At 31.1% G+C, this 16,568-nt stretch carries 16 protein-coding genes and 1 tRNA gene; 9 read left to right on the top strand and 8 right to left on the bottom strand.

Annotation, left to right across the window (positions count from 1 at the left end):
* The first annotated feature begins 16 nt into the window (after positions 1-16).
* From APS56_RS08160 to APS56_RS08140, 5 genes are all read left to right on the top strand, one after another.
* Positions 17-1,288, top strand: coding sequence for a DUF5686 family C-terminal domain-containing protein (locus tag APS56_RS08160; RefSeq protein WP_054727048.1), 1,272 nt, complete (start codon positions 17-19; stop codon positions 1,286-1,288).
* A gap of 46 nt (positions 1,289-1,334) precedes the next feature.
* Positions 1,335-3,731 (top strand): efflux RND transporter permease subunit, encoded by a 2,397-nt coding sequence (locus APS56_RS08155; protein WP_054727046.1) that lies wholly within the window; start codon positions 1,335-1,337, stop codon positions 3,729-3,731.
* A gap of 94 nt (positions 3,732-3,825) precedes the next feature.
* Entirely contained in the window at positions 3,826-5,259 is a 1,434-nt protein-coding gene (gene asnS, locus APS56_RS08150) for an asparagine--tRNA ligase (protein WP_054727044.1), read from the top strand.
* Positions 5,260-5,377: 118 nt separating this feature from the next.
* Positions 5,378-6,838 (top strand): RNA polymerase factor sigma-54, encoded by a 1,461-nt coding sequence (gene rpoN, locus APS56_RS08145; protein ID WP_054727042.1) that lies wholly within the window; start codon positions 5,378-5,380, stop codon positions 6,836-6,838.
* Positions 6,835-7,443 (top strand): hypothetical protein, encoded by a 609-nt coding sequence (locus tag APS56_RS08140; RefSeq protein WP_054727040.1) that lies wholly within the window; start codon positions 6,835-6,837, stop codon positions 7,441-7,443. Before rpoN ends, APS56_RS08140 begins: the two co-directional genes overlap by 4 nt.
* A 181-nt stretch (positions 7,444-7,624) precedes the next feature.
* Here APS56_RS08140 and APS56_RS08135 read toward each other — a convergent pair whose 3' ends face one another.
* The 8 genes from APS56_RS08135 to APS56_RS08100 all read right to left on the bottom strand — a co-directional run bounded on the left by APS56_RS08135 (position 7,625) and on the right by APS56_RS08100 (position 12,810).
* Complete coding sequence (locus APS56_RS08135) at positions 7,625-8,320, bottom strand: porin family protein (protein ID WP_054727038.1); 696 nt, start codon at positions 8,318-8,320, stop codon at positions 7,625-7,627.
* Between the two features lie 106 nt (positions 8,321-8,426).
* Positions 8,427-8,897: an ExbD/TolR family protein gene (locus tag APS56_RS08130; protein ID WP_054727036.1), complete on the bottom strand. Its 471-nt coding sequence runs from the start codon at positions 8,895-8,897 to the stop codon at positions 8,427-8,429.
* A gap of 11 nt (positions 8,898-8,908) precedes the next feature.
* Entirely contained in the window at positions 8,909-9,502 is a 594-nt protein-coding gene (locus tag APS56_RS08125) for an ExbD/TolR family protein (protein WP_054727034.1), read from the bottom strand.
* 2 nt (positions 9,503-9,504) lie between these two features.
* Positions 9,505-9,936, bottom strand: coding sequence for a hypothetical protein (locus APS56_RS08120; RefSeq protein WP_054727032.1), 432 nt, complete (start codon positions 9,934-9,936; stop codon positions 9,505-9,507).
* A gap of 20 nt (positions 9,937-9,956) precedes the next feature.
* On the bottom strand, positions 9,957-10,730 hold the full coding sequence (locus APS56_RS08115) for a MotA/TolQ/ExbB proton channel family protein (protein ID WP_054727030.1): 774 nt from the start codon (positions 10,728-10,730) through the stop codon (positions 9,957-9,959).
* Positions 10,731-10,803: 73 nt separating this feature from the next.
* Positions 10,804-10,891: transfer RNA gene (locus APS56_RS08110), tRNA-Ser, on the bottom strand.
* A gap of 77 nt (positions 10,892-10,968) precedes the next feature.
* Positions 10,969-11,994 carry an asparaginase gene (locus APS56_RS08105; protein ID WP_054727028.1) on the bottom strand — a complete coding sequence of 342 codons (1,026 nt, stop codon included), beginning with the start codon at positions 11,992-11,994 and terminating at the stop codon, positions 10,969-10,971.
* 48 nt (positions 11,995-12,042) lie between these two features.
* Positions 12,043-12,810, bottom strand: a complete 768-nt coding sequence (locus APS56_RS08100; protein WP_054727026.1) for a TatD family hydrolase — start codon at positions 12,808-12,810, stop codon at positions 12,043-12,045.
* Positions 12,811-13,041: 231 nt separating this feature from the next.
* Here APS56_RS08100 and APS56_RS17030 point away from each other — a divergent pair, with 231 nt between their 5' ends.
* The 4 genes from APS56_RS17030 (at position 13,042) to APS56_RS08085 (ending at position 16,568) form a co-directional block, all read left to right on the top strand.
* A complete protein-coding gene (locus tag APS56_RS17030; RefSeq protein ID WP_169786433.1) occupies positions 13,042-13,194 on the top strand; it encodes a hypothetical protein in 153 nt (50 codons plus the stop codon).
* A gap of 84 nt (positions 13,195-13,278) precedes the next feature.
* Positions 13,279-14,676, top strand: a complete 1,398-nt coding sequence (locus APS56_RS08095; RefSeq protein ID WP_054727024.1) for an arginine decarboxylase — start codon at positions 13,279-13,281, stop codon at positions 14,674-14,676.
* Positions 14,666-15,604, top strand: a complete 939-nt coding sequence (speB, locus tag APS56_RS08090; RefSeq protein ID WP_054727022.1) for an agmatinase — start codon at positions 14,666-14,668, stop codon at positions 15,602-15,604. Before APS56_RS08095 ends, speB begins: the two co-directional genes overlap by 11 nt.
* Positions 15,594-16,568, top strand: coding sequence for a deoxyhypusine synthase family protein (locus APS56_RS08085; RefSeq protein WP_054727020.1), 975 nt, complete (start codon positions 15,594-15,596; stop codon positions 16,566-16,568). The genes speB and APS56_RS08085 overlap by 11 nt, the downstream gene beginning before the upstream one ends.

Below are 16,568 nucleotides of genomic sequence, written 5' to 3'. Positions count from 1 at the left end.
ATTTTAAGCAGTATAAATGATAAAACGGAACATCTTATTTTTTTTTATTGTTTGTACTACGTTGCTTCAAGCTCAATCTTTTTCTAAAGAGATTTTTGAACCCAAACAAGATTCCATTAAAAAAAGGCTATTACTTAAAAGTATTGGTAACGGCTATTTCCCAACAAAGTATTTCAATTTTGATTTAAGATATTTAATCAAATACAATCAATATGAAGGCATTCGAACAGGTCTTGGACTCATAACTAATGATGCTTTTTCTGAAAAATATCGTATAAATGGCTATTCGGTATATGGGTTTAGAGACCATCGTTTTAAATATAGTATTGGTGGCGGATTTAGGTTGTCATCAAAAACAGATACATGGTTAAATGTTTCTTATACGGATGATTTACAGGAAACAGGGAGTGCCAATTTTATTACAGACGGACGTTCTTTTCAATTTTTTGAACCCAGATTACTTAATATTGATTTATTTCATAAGCATATTACAAAAACTATAGGAATAGAGCATCAGTTAACACCAGAATTGCAAACAGAAACAGAATTTGCCGTTAGTAAAATAAATCCGACGTATTCATATGGTTATGTTTTGGATCATCAGGTAATTCAACATTTTAATTTAAGTACGGCTAAAATAGCATTTCAATGGAGTCCATTTGACGATGTGCAACTTACCGATACAGGGTTAAATGAAACTAAAGAAGGGTTTCCTAAATTTACTTTACAATATACAAAAAGTTTAAAGGATGTTTTTGGTAGTGATTTTGCATTTTCTAAATTAGATTTTAGAACCATGTATCAAATAGGGACTAAAAACAGTCACCTTTCTGAAATTATTTTAGTTTCAGGAGTTGCCAATGGTAATACACCTTTATCTCACTTATATCATGCCTATCCCAATAACATAACAAAGGAAACTATACTGCAGCGTTTTTCAGTAGCTGGGTTAAATAGCTTTGAAACCATGTTTTTTAATGAGTTTTTTTCTGATAAATTTACTACCTTACAATTCAAACATTTTTTTAAACCTTTTGATGTTTCATTACGTTATAAGCCACAACTGGTGTTGATAACACGTTTAGCTTTTGGAGATATGGAGCAACCAGAAAAGCATCAAAATATTACGTTTGGGACATTAAATAAAGGCTATACGGAATCTGGTTTTGAAATTAATAAATTACTGTTTGGTTTTGGTTTAAGCTTTACCTATCGATATGGAGGCTATCATCTTCCAGAGTTTAGTGATAATGTTGCATTTAAATTTACATTTAACGTCTCATTATGAAGTAATACACTCGTTTTTTCTACCTTTGCGCTTCTTAAAATAAAGCATGTTTAAACTTTTTACAAAAAACTTTTGGGGTGTTACTGCAAGATTGATTTTGCGTAACAAAATTAGCATTCTTATTGGCATTGTATTGATTACTATTTTTTTTAGTCTGCAATGGAAAAACATGCGTTTTACTTTTACCGAAGCCAATCTTTTACCTGATGACCATGAAATAAATATCATTTATAATGATTTTTTAAAAACCTTTGGAGAAGAAGGCAATTTAATTGTGTTAGGCATTAAAGACAGTACCTTATTTACTACTGAGAAATTAAATGCTTGGAATAAACTTTCGGAAGAATTTAAAGGTTATGTTGCTGTTGAAACGGTTATATCAATAAAAGATCTTCAAAAATTAGTAAAGGATACAGTTCATGAAAAATTCCTTTTACAGCCTTTTATCAAAGACTCCATTACTTCTGTTGCTCAAATAGACCTTCTTCAAGAAGAGTTATTTAATAAATACCCTTTTTACGACAATTTTTTATTTAATAAGGAAACAAAAACGATTCGTACGGCTATTTATATGGATAAAAGCATTGTTAACACTTCGGCAAGGAAAGATTTTGTTGTTGATGTTCTAATGCCAAAAATTGAAGCATTTGAAAAAGATTATAATTTAGATGTACGTATTTCTGGAATGCCATACATTAGAACACTTAATGCTCAAATAATAATTGACGAAATAAGTGGGTTTGTATTGGCTGCTTTATTGGTTACCTCACTTATATTCTTTTTCTTTTTCAGGTCTTTTAGAGCCACTTTTATTTCACTTATTGTAGTGTGTATTGGGGTAATGTGGACCTTAGGTATTCTGGGTTTATTGAAATATGAAATAACAGTTTTGACAGCATTAATACCTCCATTAATAATTGTTATTGGTATTCCAAACTGTATATTCTTAATAAATAAATACCAACATGAAGTACAACTGCATGGCAATAAAGTAAGATCGTTGCAACGTGTTATTACCAAAATAGGAAACGCTACTTTAATGACCAATGTTACTACGGCATCCGGTTTTGCTACTTTTATTTTAACAGAAAGTACACTTCTTAAAGAGTTTGGTATAGTAGCATCATTAAGTATCTTGGCAATTTTTATTTTGTGTTTGCTTATAATTCCTATTATCTACACTTTTCTACCTTTTCCCAAAGATCGCCATTTAGAACATTTAAACAAGCGGTGGATTGGTGGTTTTGTTAATTGGATGGAATGTATGGTTAAAAATAAACACATAACCATATATGCTGTTTCTATAGGGTTGTTAATCTTGAGTATTATTGGTATCTATCAGATAAAAATTTCAGGTAGTTTAATTGAAGACATGCCTAAAAAAGCTGAGTTTTTTGAAGATATTCGTTTTTTTGAACAAGAGTTTAACGGTATTATGCCCCTAGAGATTATGATTGACACCAAACGAAAAAAAGGTGTTATGAAACTTTCTACACTTAAGCGCATGGATGATTTGGAAGACTTAATTGTTGAAATTCCAGAATTATCAAAACCTATTTCTGTTGTGGGATTGGTTAAGTATTCTAAACAGGCCTATTATAACGGTAATACAAAATTTTATCAATTACCAACTTCACAAGAAAATAGTTTTATTTTATCATATGCAAAAAACTCAACATCTAATGTTGATTTACTTAAAAACTTTGTAGATAGCACAGGGCAATATGCACGTATTACTACATTTATGAAAGATGTTGGTACTGATAAAATGGAACGTATTGAAGAAGATCTTCAAGCTAAAATAAATAAAGTCTTTCCAAAGGAACAGTATAATATTACTATTACAGGTAAAGCGTTGGTATTTCAAAAGGGGACTAAGTATTTAGTTAAAAATTTAGCTATTTCATTGTCACTGGCTATATTATTAATTGCACTATTTATGGCATATATGTTTCGTTCTGTAAGAATGATTGTTGTTTCTTTAATTCCTAACTTATTGCCTTTATTAATTACTGCAGGGTTAATGGGGTATTTGGGGGTTCCTATAAAGCCATCAACCATATTGGTGTTTAGTATTGCTTTTGGTATATCAGTAGATGATACTATTCATTTTTTAGCAAAATATAGACAAGAATTACAAGCCAATAATTGGAAAATAAAGATATCTGTTTATGGTGCTTTAAGAGAAACAGGTGTTAGTATGTTTTATACATCTATTGTATTGTTCTTTGGCTTTTCAGTATTTATTATCTCCAGTTTTGGAGGTACAGTGGCATTGGGAGCTTTGGTGTCTGTTACCTTATTGTTTGCCATGTTATCAAACTTGTTGTTATTGCCTTCTTTGTTATTGTCGTTAGAGCGAAGTATTGCTAATAAACAAGTTTTAAGAAAACCTACTATAAATATTATTCCTGAAGAAGACGGAATTGATGACGAAAACTAAAAAAAATAAGACCATAATTTTATGTTTCTTCTTTGTTTAGAACTTCAATTATAATGTTTGAAAACTTTATATTTACATTTTAAATATAAAGTATATGACATCACATACGGTTTCAGAATTATTATCAAAAGATATTGTTTTTTCAGAAGTAAATATAAAAGGATGGGTTCGAACTTTCCGTGCCAATAGATTTGTTGCTTTAAATGATGGTTCAACTTTACACAACATTCAATGTGTAGTAGATTTTGAAAATACAGATGAAGCAACTTTAAAACGTATTACTACAGGTGCCGCAGTACATATAGAAGGAGATTTAGTAGAAAGTCAAGGTAAGGGGCAACGTGTAGAAATTATAGTAAAGACTATTCAAATTTTAGGGGATTCTGACCCTGAAACTTACCCTATTCAGCCTAAAAAGCATTCTTTTGAATTCCTTCGTGAAAATGCACATTTAAGAACACGTACCAACACGTTTAGTGCGGTAATGCGTTTACGTTCAGCATTGTCTTTTGCTATTCATAAATATTTTAATGATCACGGATTTTATTATATGCATACACCTATTATTACAGGGAGTGATGCTGAAGGTGCTGGCGAAATGTTTAAGGTTAGTAAGTTGGATGCTAAGAATCCGCCATTGGATGAAAAAGGTGTAGTTGACTATTCAAAAGATTTTTTTGGTAAAGAAACTAATTTAACTGTTTCTGGACAATTAGAGGCAGAAACCTATGCCATGTCTCTTGGTAAAGTATATACCTTTGGCCCTACCTTTCGAGCAGAAAATTCCAATACATCACGACATCTTTCAGAGTTTTGGATGATAGAACCAGAGGTTGCTTTTTTAGACTTAGCAGGCAATATGGATTTGGCAGAAGATTTTATGAAGTCTGTTTTAAGCGATATTCTTAAAAATAATAGAGATGATTTAGAGTTTTTAGAAAATCGATTGATTGAGGAAGATAAAACAAAGCCACAATTGGAACGTAGTGATATGCGTTTAATTGAAAAATTGAATTTTGTTATTGATAATAATTTTAAACGTGTTAGTTATACCGAAGCTATAGACATACTACGAAATAGCAAACCTAACAAAAAGAAAAAATTTAAATATCTAATAAATGAATGGGGTACAGACTTACAAAGCGAACACGAACGTTTTTTAGTAGAAAAACATTTTAAATGTCCAGTCATTCTTTTTGATTATCCTGCCCACATCAAAGCCTTTTATATGCGTTTAAATGATGATGGTAAAACGGTAAGAGCTATGGATATTCTTTTTCCCGGTATTGGTGAAATGGTTGGTGGCTCCCAACGAGAAGAACGCTTAGAAGTACTCAAGCAAAAAATGGCTGCTTTACAGATAGACGAAAAAGAACTTTGGTGGTATTTAGATTTAAGAAAATATGGTACGGCAGTACACTCCGGTTTTGGTTTAGGTTTTGAGCGTTTAGTTATGTTTGTAACAGGAATGAGTAATATTAGAGATGTAATTCCATTTCCAAGAACACCACAAAATGCAGAATTTTAGATCCTGTTAAAACCAAAATCTCTTGATGAGGTTTTAATATTATAAATAAAATCGATTAAATAAACACAGTTTTGTAAACCTATAAGGTTTGATTATATTTGATTAATACCCAAATACTATGCTCAAGCAACAATTACAATTTAAGCTATCACAAAAGTTATCGCCGCAGCAGATTCAATTAATGAAATTGATACAGTTGCCTACGCAGGCTTTTGAGCAACGTTTAAAACAAGAACTTGAAGAAAACCCTGCACTTGAAAGTGGTAAAGAAGCTCTTGAAAATGATTATGATGCTGATTTAGATAATTCTAATGACGATTTTAATGATAGTGAAACTATAGGAAATGATGATATTAATGTTGATGAGTATTTAAGTGATGATGAAATACCGGATTATCGTACACAAGTAAATAATTATAGTAGTGATGATGAAGAAAAAACCATGCCTTATGCTGCTGGAACTTCATTTACACAATACTTAATTAATCAATTAAATACATACCGGTTGGATGATGAAGCTCGTGAAATTGCAGAATTTTTGGTTGGTAGCGTTGATGAAAGTGGTTATATCCGTAGATCTTTATCAGATATCATGGATGATTTAGCATTCACTCAAAATGTTTATACAACTGAAGAAAAAATTCAATCCGTGTTGCATCTTGTTCACCAATTAGACCCTGCAGGTGTAGGAGCACGTAATTTGCAGGAATGTTTAAGTATCCAATTGCATAGAAAAGAAAAAAATGCTGATATAGCTTTAGCTGCTAATATTATAGACTCTGCATTTGATCAGTTTACAAAAAAGCATTATAAAAAATTAATGCAGAAGTTTGATATCTCAGAACTTCAGCTAAAGGATGCTATTTCAGAAATTGAACATTTAAATCCAAAACCAGGAGGGTCTTATTCAGGAAATAATAGAATCGTTGAGCACGTGGTTCCAGATTTTGCTATTAAAATAGTTGATGGAGAATTAGAGTTAACTCTCAACGGTAGAAATGCACCAGAATTACATGTTTCAAGAGAATATAATAACATGTTAAAAGGCTATAAAGATTCTAAGGAAAAATCTAATTCTCAAAAAGATGCTGTTATATTTATTAAACAAAAATTGGATGCAGCAAAATGGTTTATTGAAGCTATTAAACAACGTCAACAAACTTTATTTGTCACTATGAGTGCTATTATGCACTATCAAAAAGATTACTTTTTAACTGGTGATGAGCGTAAGCTTAAACCCATGATATTAAAAGATATAGCCGATGAAATAAATATGGATGTATCTACTGTATCAAGAGTAGCCAATAGTAAATATGTGGATACCCCTTATGGGACCAAATTAATTAAAGAATTTTTCTCTGAATCCATGAAAAATGACCAAGGCGAAGATGTTTCAACTAGGGAAATAAAAAAAATATTAGAAATTGTTATTGAGGAAGAAAATAAAAGAAAGCCACTTACAGATGAGACTTTAGCACTAATTTTAAAAGACAAAGGGTATCCAATAGCAAGACGTACCGTTGCAAAGTATAGAGAACAATTGGACATTCCAGTAGCGCGATTAAGAAAAAAGATATGATGAATCGTATCTTAAAGAGTATATCGTTTATTTTTCACCCTTTATTAATGCCTTTTTTTGGGGTTGTTTTTTATTTTTATAAATCTCCAAAATATCTCCCTGAAGACATTGTTTATGCAAAATTATTTGCAGTATTAATACTTACTGTTATTCTCCCAATACTTCTTTACTTTATTTTAATGCTTAGAGGTAAAGTGAAATCTATTCATTTAGAAACAACTAAAGAACGTATTTTACCCTTGTTTTTTAATTGTATTAATCTAATTTTAGTGCTTAAATACATCTTATCTCCTACACAGGTTATAGAATTGTATTTTTTCTTTGTTGGAATTTTATTGTCTACCCTAACCTGTTTAATATTAGCGGTATTGAAATTTAAAGCAAGTATTCACATGATTGCAGTTTCTGGTGTGTTTATGTTTTTTATAGCCTTAAGTATACACTTTAATATCAATATTAATGAATCATTAGCCTTAATGGTTGTATTGATAGGTGCCCTTGCAACATCCCGATTACTGTTAGATGCGCACTCTAGTATAGAGTTGATTATAGGTTTTTTTATTGGTTTTATACCACAATTATTACTCGTGAATTACTGGTTGTAAATTAGTATAACCGCTATTAAAGCATAAAGTTAAATTAGTGTTTTTGTATATTATAAGTGTAGTTTTATTATTTTCAATTCAATGGTATCGTTCCTTAAATTTATTTTTTTGGTAAAATTTTGAAAAAACCATTTCTATTTATTGTTTTACTTGTTTTTAGGTGTTTATAACTAAATGATATTTAAAGAATATAAAACATTAAGCCAATTTTTAGTTCTTTCATATTAATTTGTTCACCATTTAATGTTGCATCATTGTTAAATATGTTATTTAAGCCGTAATAGAGATGAAAATTCCAAGTGCTATACCCTGCGCTTAATGTTAAACCATATTGGAGCACATTTAAATCGGTGATATCTTTGTATTTGAAATTTCCTAAATCACCTTTGTACTTTGCAGTATGTGTAAATATATAGCCTAATTTAAAACCTGTGTAAATACGCCAAAAATCATAAGTAGTTGCCGTTGATGTGCGCCACCTAAATTCAATGGGTAGTTCAATAAGATTGGTAGAGAATTTGTTTCTAGAATAGGATACAGAACTATCGTCTAATATACTATAATTGATATTTTCATTTATATCTTTACTAATCAACATGTTTTGATTGAATGAGTTTGTAGCGTATCCAAGTCCAATTCCAATAGAAAAATTTCTTCTTTTATTAAGTGGCATATCTTTTATAAACCCTAAATAGAAACCTGTTGAAAAACCAGATTGTGAAACCTCCTCAGGCTTATTGTTTAGCAAGTTGTAAGTAAAACCTGCGTAAAATTGATCTTCTTTGTAGAGGGAGTCTATTTTTTTTGTAATGGTATCTTGTGAAAATGTCCACTGGTAGCATATAATTAATAGTATTGGGAATAAAGTTTTTTTCATTTATATAGTATAACTATAAAAATATAAATTAAATTGTAATATTTGATATAAAAAAAAAGACGTTTTGAATATATTCAAAACGTCTTTTTTTCTAAAATTAAGATGTTTAATTAACAACTTTACCTTTTTTGGTAGTATAGTTAATTTTTAATGCATTTACTTTACGTAATTCTTGCTTTATATCTCCAATTAATCCCATATTAGCTTTACTATCTACTTTTAGAGCAGTAGTTAAAAATGGCACTAATTCTTCTCGTTTAGAAGCGCGTTCTGCAGCTATAAAAGCAGCAATTTCATTTACTCCAGCAAACTTATCATTAAGCTGTATTCTTGCTTCAGTTCCAAATTGTTTATAGTTTTCACTTGGTTTTCCTGCGTAAATGTACATTACTAAATCTTTCTTATCTAGTTTTTCAACTTGATCAGCAAATGGCAAATTATTCTCAATCATTAAGGTGTTTTGCCTCATAACGGTGGCCACCATAAAAAAGAATAATAACATAAATACAATATCTGGTAAAGATGCTGTATTTACAGCTGGTATATCGCCTCCTTTTTTCTTTTTAAATTTAGACATATTGATTTAAGTTATTTTTGTATTACTTCAGAAAGCTTTTGAGGATAGTCAACTTTTATTTGATCTATCTGCTTCTTTAAAAGCTCTTTGTTTCCTGGCCAGTTTACATCGTTATAATTTGCTTCTAATTCACTGAACGGTTTTCCATGTAATGCTTGAGATCTTTTATCTCTTAAAACATTATAAGCTGCCACCAATTCATTTTGAACAGATATATAAGATTCATAAGACGTTTCTCTGTCATTAGCCAAAGATATAATTGCTTTGTCGGGGTTATCTGATGATTTTGGATCTTTACTACCATTACAATAGCTACATGAACCATCCCCTCCATTATCTAAAAATTCAATAGCAGCTGCTCTTAAATCTTTTAGTTCCATAACCTCATCTTCTACAAGTAGTTGGTCATGTTTATTTATTATTACAGTAAAAATATTTTTTTCTTTGATGATAACATCTTCTTCAGATTCTTCCATAGGTGGCAGTTTACGGTTAATACCAGAATCTGTCTCAATGGTAGTGGTTACCAAGAAAAATATTAATAATAAGAAGGCAATATCGGCCATGGAGCCTGCATTAACTTCTGGTGCTGCTCTTTTTGCCATAATTATCTATTTAATATTTTTTTAACACCTGAAAACATCATTGATCCAATTGCTAAAACAGCAAGGATATAGAAAGTGTACAGACCTGCACCAACATTTTTAGAAGTGGCTTCAGTTATATCTTGTCCTTTCTTAGTAAAAGGTGTTAAATCTAAATCAGTTCCTGATGATATCACAAAAGAGATTACAACAATAGCTACAAAAGCACCTACGGTCATTAATGTCTTTTTAATGTTACCAGCAAATAAGCCTTTAACAACATATATTAATACTAATAATATTGCTAAACCTAACACGATATAAGTAACGTATAATACATTACTTCCCATGCTATCCGCAGTATCAGCATCTCCAGCCATAATCATTAGTGCCAAAACAGCACCAATAACTCCAAGAGCAATTGCTAAATACTTTACAATTTTATATAAACCCATAATTTTTTTAATTTAAATTATTACTTTTTTTGTCTGATAAGCAAATCCATTAACGTGATAGAAGCATCCTCCATATCGTTAACAATGCTATCAATTTTAGCAATAATGTAATTGTAAAAAATTTGAAGTATAATAGCCACAACAAGACCAAATACCGTTGTTAAAAGTGCTACTTTAATACCACCTGCAACAAGTGAAGGTTGCATATCACCAGCTGCTTCAATTTTATCGAATGCTTGAATCATACCAATTACCGTACCCATGAACCCTAACATCGGAGCTAATGCTATAAATAATGATATCCATGATACATTTTTTTCTAATTGACCCATTTGAACACCTCCATAGGCTACAACAGCTTTTTCAGCGGCTTCAATACCTTCATCTGTTCTATCTAATCCTTGGTAGAAAATAGAAGCTACAGGTCCTTTTGTGTTTCTGCAAACTTCTTTAGCAGCTTCCACACCTCCAGAAGCTAAAGCATCTTCTACTTCTTGAGTTAATTTTTTTGTATTTGTTGATGAAAGGTTTAAAAAGATAATTCTCTCGATTGCTATGGCTAATCCTAAAATTAAACACAGTAATACGATGCCCATAAATTCCGGACCACCTTCAATAAATCGCTTTTTTAATTCTTGATGAAATCCAAGAGGCTCGTCAGCAGTTGCTGTTTCTTGTTCCCCTTGTGTAATGGTTGCAACAGTTGTAGCAGTGGTTGAAGTTGCAATAGTTGCATTTGCTGTTCCGAATGCCATCATTCCTGATATGGCAAGGATAGAAAATAATCTTTTCATGTTCTAGATCTTAATTTTATTAGTTAAAGTGTTAAAGATATAAAAAAAATACAATAAAAAAATAAAAATAAAGCAGAGAGGAAGGGATTCGAACCCTCGATACCCTTTTGAGGTATACACACTTTCCAGGCGTGCGCCTTCGACCACTCGGCCACCTCTCTTTAATTTCTAAATTGTACTGTTTTAGGGGATGAAATAACAAAAAAAACTTTGAAAGCTAAAATTTTAATCGTTAATTTTAAGTCAATTCTCCTCTAATTGATGCTTCATAGGTGGTTTTGAATAAGTTAGTGGCTGTATTATTGCCAAGTAAATACATTAATTTGGTAATACCTGCTTCTATTGTTAGGTCTTTTCCTGAAATTACACCAATATTTTTTAAATGTTCACTCGTTGCATAATCGCCCATATTAACATTCCCTCCATTACATTGTGTTATATTTATAATATGGATGCCTTTTCTTATTGTAACTTTCAATAAATCTGTAAACCAAGATTGGGTTGTGCAGTTGCCTGCGCCATATGTTTCTAAAATAACTGCTTTTAGCTTTGGGGTATTAAAGATACTTTGTAAAAATGTTTTAGTAATACCAGGAAATAGCTTAATAATCCCTACATGAGGGTCCATTTTTTTATGAACCATGAGTGCTTTGCTCATATCTGGATTAAATAAATATTGATGGTTAATTTTTAAACGAACTCCAGATTCGGCTAAATCTGGATAGTTAGAAGAAGCAAATGCTTGAAAATGCTCTGCATTTATTTTTGAGGTTCTGTTTCCTCTATAAAGTTTGTATTCAAAATACAAACAAACTTCTTTTATTACAGGTTCGTTGTGTTCTTGCAACGATGCTATTTGAATGGCTGTTATTAAGTTCTCTTTAGCATCGGTACGTAAATCGCCAATAGGTAATTGAGACCCTGTAAATATAACAGGTTTTGTTAAGTTTTCTAACATGAAACTTAGTGCAGAAGAGGTGTAACTCATGGTGTCACTACCGTGTAACACTACAAATCCATCAAAAATATTATAATTAATTTCTATTATTTCGGCAATTTGAATCCAATATTCGGGAGTCATATTGCTGGAATCTATAGGTTGGTCAAAAGAAATGGTGTCAATGTTGCAATCTATTAATTGTAGTTCTGGGATTTTTTCTAATAGATTTCTAAAATTGAAAACGTCTAATGTTCCTGTTTTTGAATTTCTAATCATACCAATAGTACCACCAGTATAAATTAAAAGTATGTTTGGTTTAGTCATTTATGATTGAAATTTTTATGTAATTTAGAACGAATACTATTTAAGATTTTAAATTCCAAAAATGATTTTAGAATTTTTTGTTGTTATTTCAGCAATATCTTCAATAGATATGTTATATATATGAGAAAGTTTTTCTAAGATTTTTAATAGGTATGAGCTTTCATTGCGTTTGCCTCTGTATGGTACGGGTGCTAAATAAGGGGAATCAGTTTCTAATACAATATGTTTTAAATCAATTTGATTTAAAAATTGATCTATTTTTCCGTTTTTGAATGTTGCTACCCCACCAATGCCCAATTTCATATTGTAGGATAAAGCTTGGTGAGCTTGTTTTAAAGTACCTGTAAAACAATGTAGGATCCCGAATAAATCATCGTCTTTTTCACCTTCTAAAGTTTCAAAAATTTCATCAAAAGCATCTCTACAATGAATTACAATAGGTAGTTTGTGCTTTTTTGCTAACTGTATTTGATACTTGAATGCTTCTTGTTGTATTTTGAGTGTTGATTTATCCCAATATAAATCGATGCCAACTTCACCTACGGCATAAAATTTACGTTTGGAGAGCATTTCTTCAACATGTTTTAATTCTTCTTGGTAATCATTCTTCACATGAGTTGGGTGTAAACCCATCATTAAGAAAATGTTTTTGGGATAATCTTTTTCTAGCTGAAGCATTTTTTGAGTATAAGTAGAATCGATAGCTGGGATAAAAAATCTTGAAATACCTTGCTCAATAGCTCGGTTTATTGCTTCATGCCTATCTTCATCAAAAGCCTCGCTGTAGAGGTGTGTGTGGGTGTCAGTAATAATCATTTGGTAAAAATAGGAAAGTAATTTTAGAAAAGCAGTTGTACATTATTACTACTTATAAATCTAATTGAAAAGTATAGTGGTTGTAATTTATTGCATGCTAAGTTTTAGGTATAAAACCTTTAAAAATAACCTGTAAAAAAAAATCAAAAAATAATTTTAAAAAAGGTAATTATTCAAATTTTTATATTTCATTTGTACCATTATATAGCTGAACAATTGAAACGTGTTTTTATGTTCGAGCTTTTGAAAATTGGGAAGTTATTTTCAAAAGCAGCTTTTAGAAAGAGCAACCGAATTTTAGAGCTAACTTCCGCTAATGCTATTGCTGCTAGTCAGCATATATATGGCTTTGTACCTACTACTCAAAGTCAAATCCAAGTTTGATTTTATTCATTATTATTTGTTTTTTGAAACATTAGTTATCTAATTTTCCTATTTAAATAATTTTACATATTTTTAAAAATAATAATGAATACTAAATATATAGATTTAATAAATCAGACTTTTGATTTTCCTCAAGAAGAATTTAAACTTGAGGAAAAAACCTTGCAGTTTCACGATGTAGATTTAATGGAGTTAGTTGAGCAATACGGAGCTCCTTTAAAGTTTAGTTATCTGCCACAGATTTCCAATAATATAAATAAAGCCAAAGGTTGGTTTGCAAAAGCCATAAAAGAGAATAAGTATAAAGGCAAGTATAACTATTGCTATTGTACTAAAAGTTCTCACTTTAAGCATGTATTAAATGAGGCCTTGAAGAACGATATTCATATTGAAACTTCGTCTGCTTTTGATATAGATATTGTTGAAAGCCTAAAAAAAGAAGGGAAAATTAATAATGACACCTATGTTATTAGCAATGGTTTTAAGCGTGCACAGTATGTTACTAATTTAGCTAGGTTGATTAATGGTGGGCATCAAAATTGTATTCCTATCATTGATAATTATGAAGAGATAGATTTATTGTCTCAAGAAATAGAAGGTAAATTTAACGTTGGTATTCGAATTGCGTCTGAAGAAGAACCAAAATTTGAGTTTTATACTTCCCGATTAGGAATAGGCTATAAAAACATAGTTCCTTTTTATAAAAATCAAATTCAGAATAATAAAAAAGTCAAATTGAAAATGTTGCACTTTTTTATTAATACAGGAATTAGAGATAATGCATATTATTGGAATGAATTGTCAAAATGTTTAAAAGTTTATATTGCTTTAAAAAGAATCTGTCCTTCATTGGATAGTTTGAATATTGGTGGGGGATTCCCAATAAAAAATTCATTGGCTTTCGATTTTGATTATGAGTATATGGTCAATGAAATTATAAACCAAATAAAACTGGCTTGTGATGAAGAAGAGGTAAAAGTGCCAAACATCTTTACTGAGTTTGGAAGTTTTACAGTTGGTGAAAGTGGAGGTGCTATTTATGAAGTGCTGTATCAAAAGCAACAAAATGATCGTGAAAAGTGGAATATGATAAATTCATCTTTCATAACAACCTTACCTGATACATGGGCTATAAATAAGCGTTTTATCATGTTGCCTGTAAATAGATGGCACGATAGTTATGAGCGCGTATTGTTAGGAGGGTTAACTTGCGATAGTGATGATTATTACAATAGCGAACAACACATGAATGCTATTTATTTGCCAAAATATAATAAAGATAAGCCCTTGTATATTGGGTTTTTCAATATAGGAGCCTATCAAGAAACCATTGGTGGGTTTGGAGGGTTGCAACACTGCTTGATTCCATCTCCAAAACATATTTTAATTGATAAAGATGCTGATGGCAACATCACAACAGAATTATTTAGCGAACAACAAAAAAGTGAAGACTTACTTAAAATTTTAGGTTATGCAGACTAAAACGTATGCTGGAATTCCAGAAGAATTCTCGAAATTAGAACAATCAAAAATTGTTTTAATTCCTGTGCCTTATGGCGGAACAAGTACATGGCAAAAAGGTGCTGAAAATGGGCCAGAAGCATTTTTACATGCTTCCGAAAACATGGAGTGTTATGATATTGAAACCGGAACAGAAGTATATCAACAAGGGGTGTATTTGGCAGATGCTGTTACTGAAAATGAATCACCAGAATCTATGGTTGACGCGGTACATAAAGCCACAAAAAAGTACATCAAAAAAAATAAGTTTGTAACTATTTTTGGAGGAGAACACTCTATATCTATTGGAACCATCCGAGCTTTTAATGAAATGTTTCCAAGTTTAACTGTGTTGCATATTGATGCACATGCAGATTTACGTAAAAGTTATAATGGTTCAAAATACAACCATGCTTGTGCGGTTTATGAAGCCAGCCAAACTACTAACTTGATTCAGGTGGGTATTCGTTCGATGGATGTTATGGAAAAAACGGTTATGGATGAAGATAAAACTTATTTTGCTCATGAAATGGCGGTAGATGATACTTGGATAGATTCAGCAATTGATCAAATGACAGATAATGTGTTTATTACATTTGATTTAGACGCTTTAGATCCTTCAATTATGCCAAGTACAGGAACACCAGAGCCAGGAGGATTGTTTTGGTACGAAACCTTAGATTTTTTAAAACAAGTATTTGCTGAAAAAAATGTCGTGGGTTTTGATATTGTAGAACTTTGTCCAAATAAAAACGATAAATCATCAGATTTTTTAGCAGCTAAACTATACTATAAAATGCTTAGCTATAAGTTTGCTGGTGATGAAATAGAGGATGAATATGACAACTCTTATGAGGGGTCAAAATATAGTGGAAATAATTCAAAATTTGAAGAAGACGATGAGTACTAAAGGACCTATTTCACAATTTATAGAAAAACATTATTTACATTTTAATGCAGCTGCTTTAGTAGATGCTGCTAAAGGCTATGAGGCGCAATTAGAAAGTGGAGCAAAAATGTTGGTTTCGCTTGCAGGTGCTATGAGTACTGCTGAGTTGGGTAAAAGTTTTGCTGAAATGATTCGTCAAGATAAAGTACAAATTATATCTTGTACTGGTGCTAATTTAGAAGAAGATATCATGAATTTGGTGGCACATTCGCATTACAAACGTGTGCCAAATTATCGAGATTTAACACCACAGGAAGAATGGGATTTGTTAGAAAAAGGTTTAAACCGTGTAACGGATACATGTATTCCTGAGCATGAAGCTTTTAGGCGTTTGCAGGAGCATATTCATAAAATATGGAAAGATGCAGATGATAAAGGTGAACGTTATTTGCCACATGAGTATATGTATAAAATGTTATTGTCTGGCGTGCTTGAAGAATATTATGAAATTGATTTAAAAGATTCTTGGATGTACGCTGCTGCCGAGAAAAATTTACCTATTATTGTTCCAGGTTGGGAAGATAGTACCATGGGGAATATTTTTGCAAGTTATGTCTTGAAAGGCGAATTGAAAGCAAGTACCATGAAATCTGGTATTGAATATATGACCTTTTTAGCCGATTGGTATACTGATAATTCAGAAAAAGGTATTGGGTTTTTTCAAATAGGTGGTGGTATTGCTGGCGATTTTCCAATTTGCGTGGTACCAATGTTGTATCAAGATTTAGAACGTACCGATACACCATTTTGGAGTTATTTTTGCCAAATTAGTGATTCTACTACCAGTTACGGCTCGTATTCTGGTGCTGTTCCAAATGAAAAAATCACTTGGGGGAAATTAGATATAAACACTCCAAAATTTATTATTGAAAGTGATGCAACCATTGTTGCCCCACTAATATTTGCTTACCTTTTAGATATGTAA

The organism is Pseudalgibacter alginicilyticus (assembly GCF_001310225.1).
Taxonomy (GTDB): Bacteria; Bacteroidota; Bacteroidia; order Flavobacteriales; family Flavobacteriaceae; genus Pseudalgibacter; species Pseudalgibacter alginicilyticus.
Note: the sequence above shows the minus strand (reverse complement) of the source record. Positions and strands in the feature narration are given on the sequence as shown.

Excerpts from the sequence above, each read along its gene's own strand:
- APS56_RS08135 (WP_054727038.1), bottom strand. The coding sequence starts at position 8,320 with ATGAAAAAAACTTTATTCCCAATACTATTAATTATATGCTACCAGTGG.
- APS56_RS08130 (WP_054727036.1), bottom strand. The coding sequence starts at position 8,897 with ATGTCTAAATTTAAAAAGAAAAAAGGAGGCGATATACCAGCTGTAAAT.
- APS56_RS08085 (WP_054727020.1), top strand. The coding sequence starts at position 15,594 with ATGAGTACTAAAGGACCTATTTCACAATTTATAGAAAAACATTATTTA.
- APS56_RS08115 (WP_054727030.1), bottom strand. The coding sequence starts at position 10,730 with ATGAAAAGATTATTTTCTATCCTTGCCATATCAGGAATGATGGCATTC.
- APS56_RS08105 (WP_054727028.1), bottom strand. The coding sequence starts at position 11,994 with ATGACTAAACCAAACATACTTTTAATTTATACTGGTGGTACTATTGGT.
- APS56_RS08095 (WP_054727024.1), top strand. The coding sequence starts at position 13,279 with ATGAATACTAAATATATAGATTTAATAAATCAGACTTTTGATTTTCCT.
- APS56_RS08120 (WP_054727032.1), bottom strand. The coding sequence starts at position 9,936 with ATGGGTTTATATAAAATTGTAAAGTATTTAGCAATTGCTCTTGGAGTT.
- rpoN (WP_054727042.1), top strand. The coding sequence starts at position 5,378 with ATGCTCAAGCAACAATTACAATTTAAGCTATCACAAAAGTTATCGCCG.
- APS56_RS08125 (WP_054727034.1), bottom strand. The coding sequence starts at position 9,502 with ATGGCAAAAAGAGCAGCACCAGAAGTTAATGCAGGCTCCATGGCCGAT.
- APS56_RS08160 (WP_054727048.1), top strand. The coding sequence starts at position 17 with ATGATAAAACGGAACATCTTATTTTTTTTTATTGTTTGTACTACGTTG.
- APS56_RS08140 (WP_054727040.1), top strand. The coding sequence starts at position 6,835 with ATGATGAATCGTATCTTAAAGAGTATATCGTTTATTTTTCACCCTTTA.
- asnS (WP_054727044.1), top strand. The coding sequence starts at position 3,826 with ATGACATCACATACGGTTTCAGAATTATTATCAAAAGATATTGTTTTT.
- APS56_RS08100 (WP_054727026.1), bottom strand. The coding sequence starts at position 12,810 with ATGATTATTACTGACACCCACACACACCTCTACAGCGAGGCTTTTGAT.
- APS56_RS17030 (WP_169786433.1), top strand. The coding sequence starts at position 13,042 with ATGTTCGAGCTTTTGAAAATTGGGAAGTTATTTTCAAAAGCAGCTTTT.
- speB (WP_054727022.1), top strand. The coding sequence starts at position 14,666 with ATGCAGACTAAAACGTATGCTGGAATTCCAGAAGAATTCTCGAAATTA.
- APS56_RS08155 (WP_054727046.1), top strand. The coding sequence starts at position 1,335 with ATGTTTAAACTTTTTACAAAAAACTTTTGGGGTGTTACTGCAAGATTG.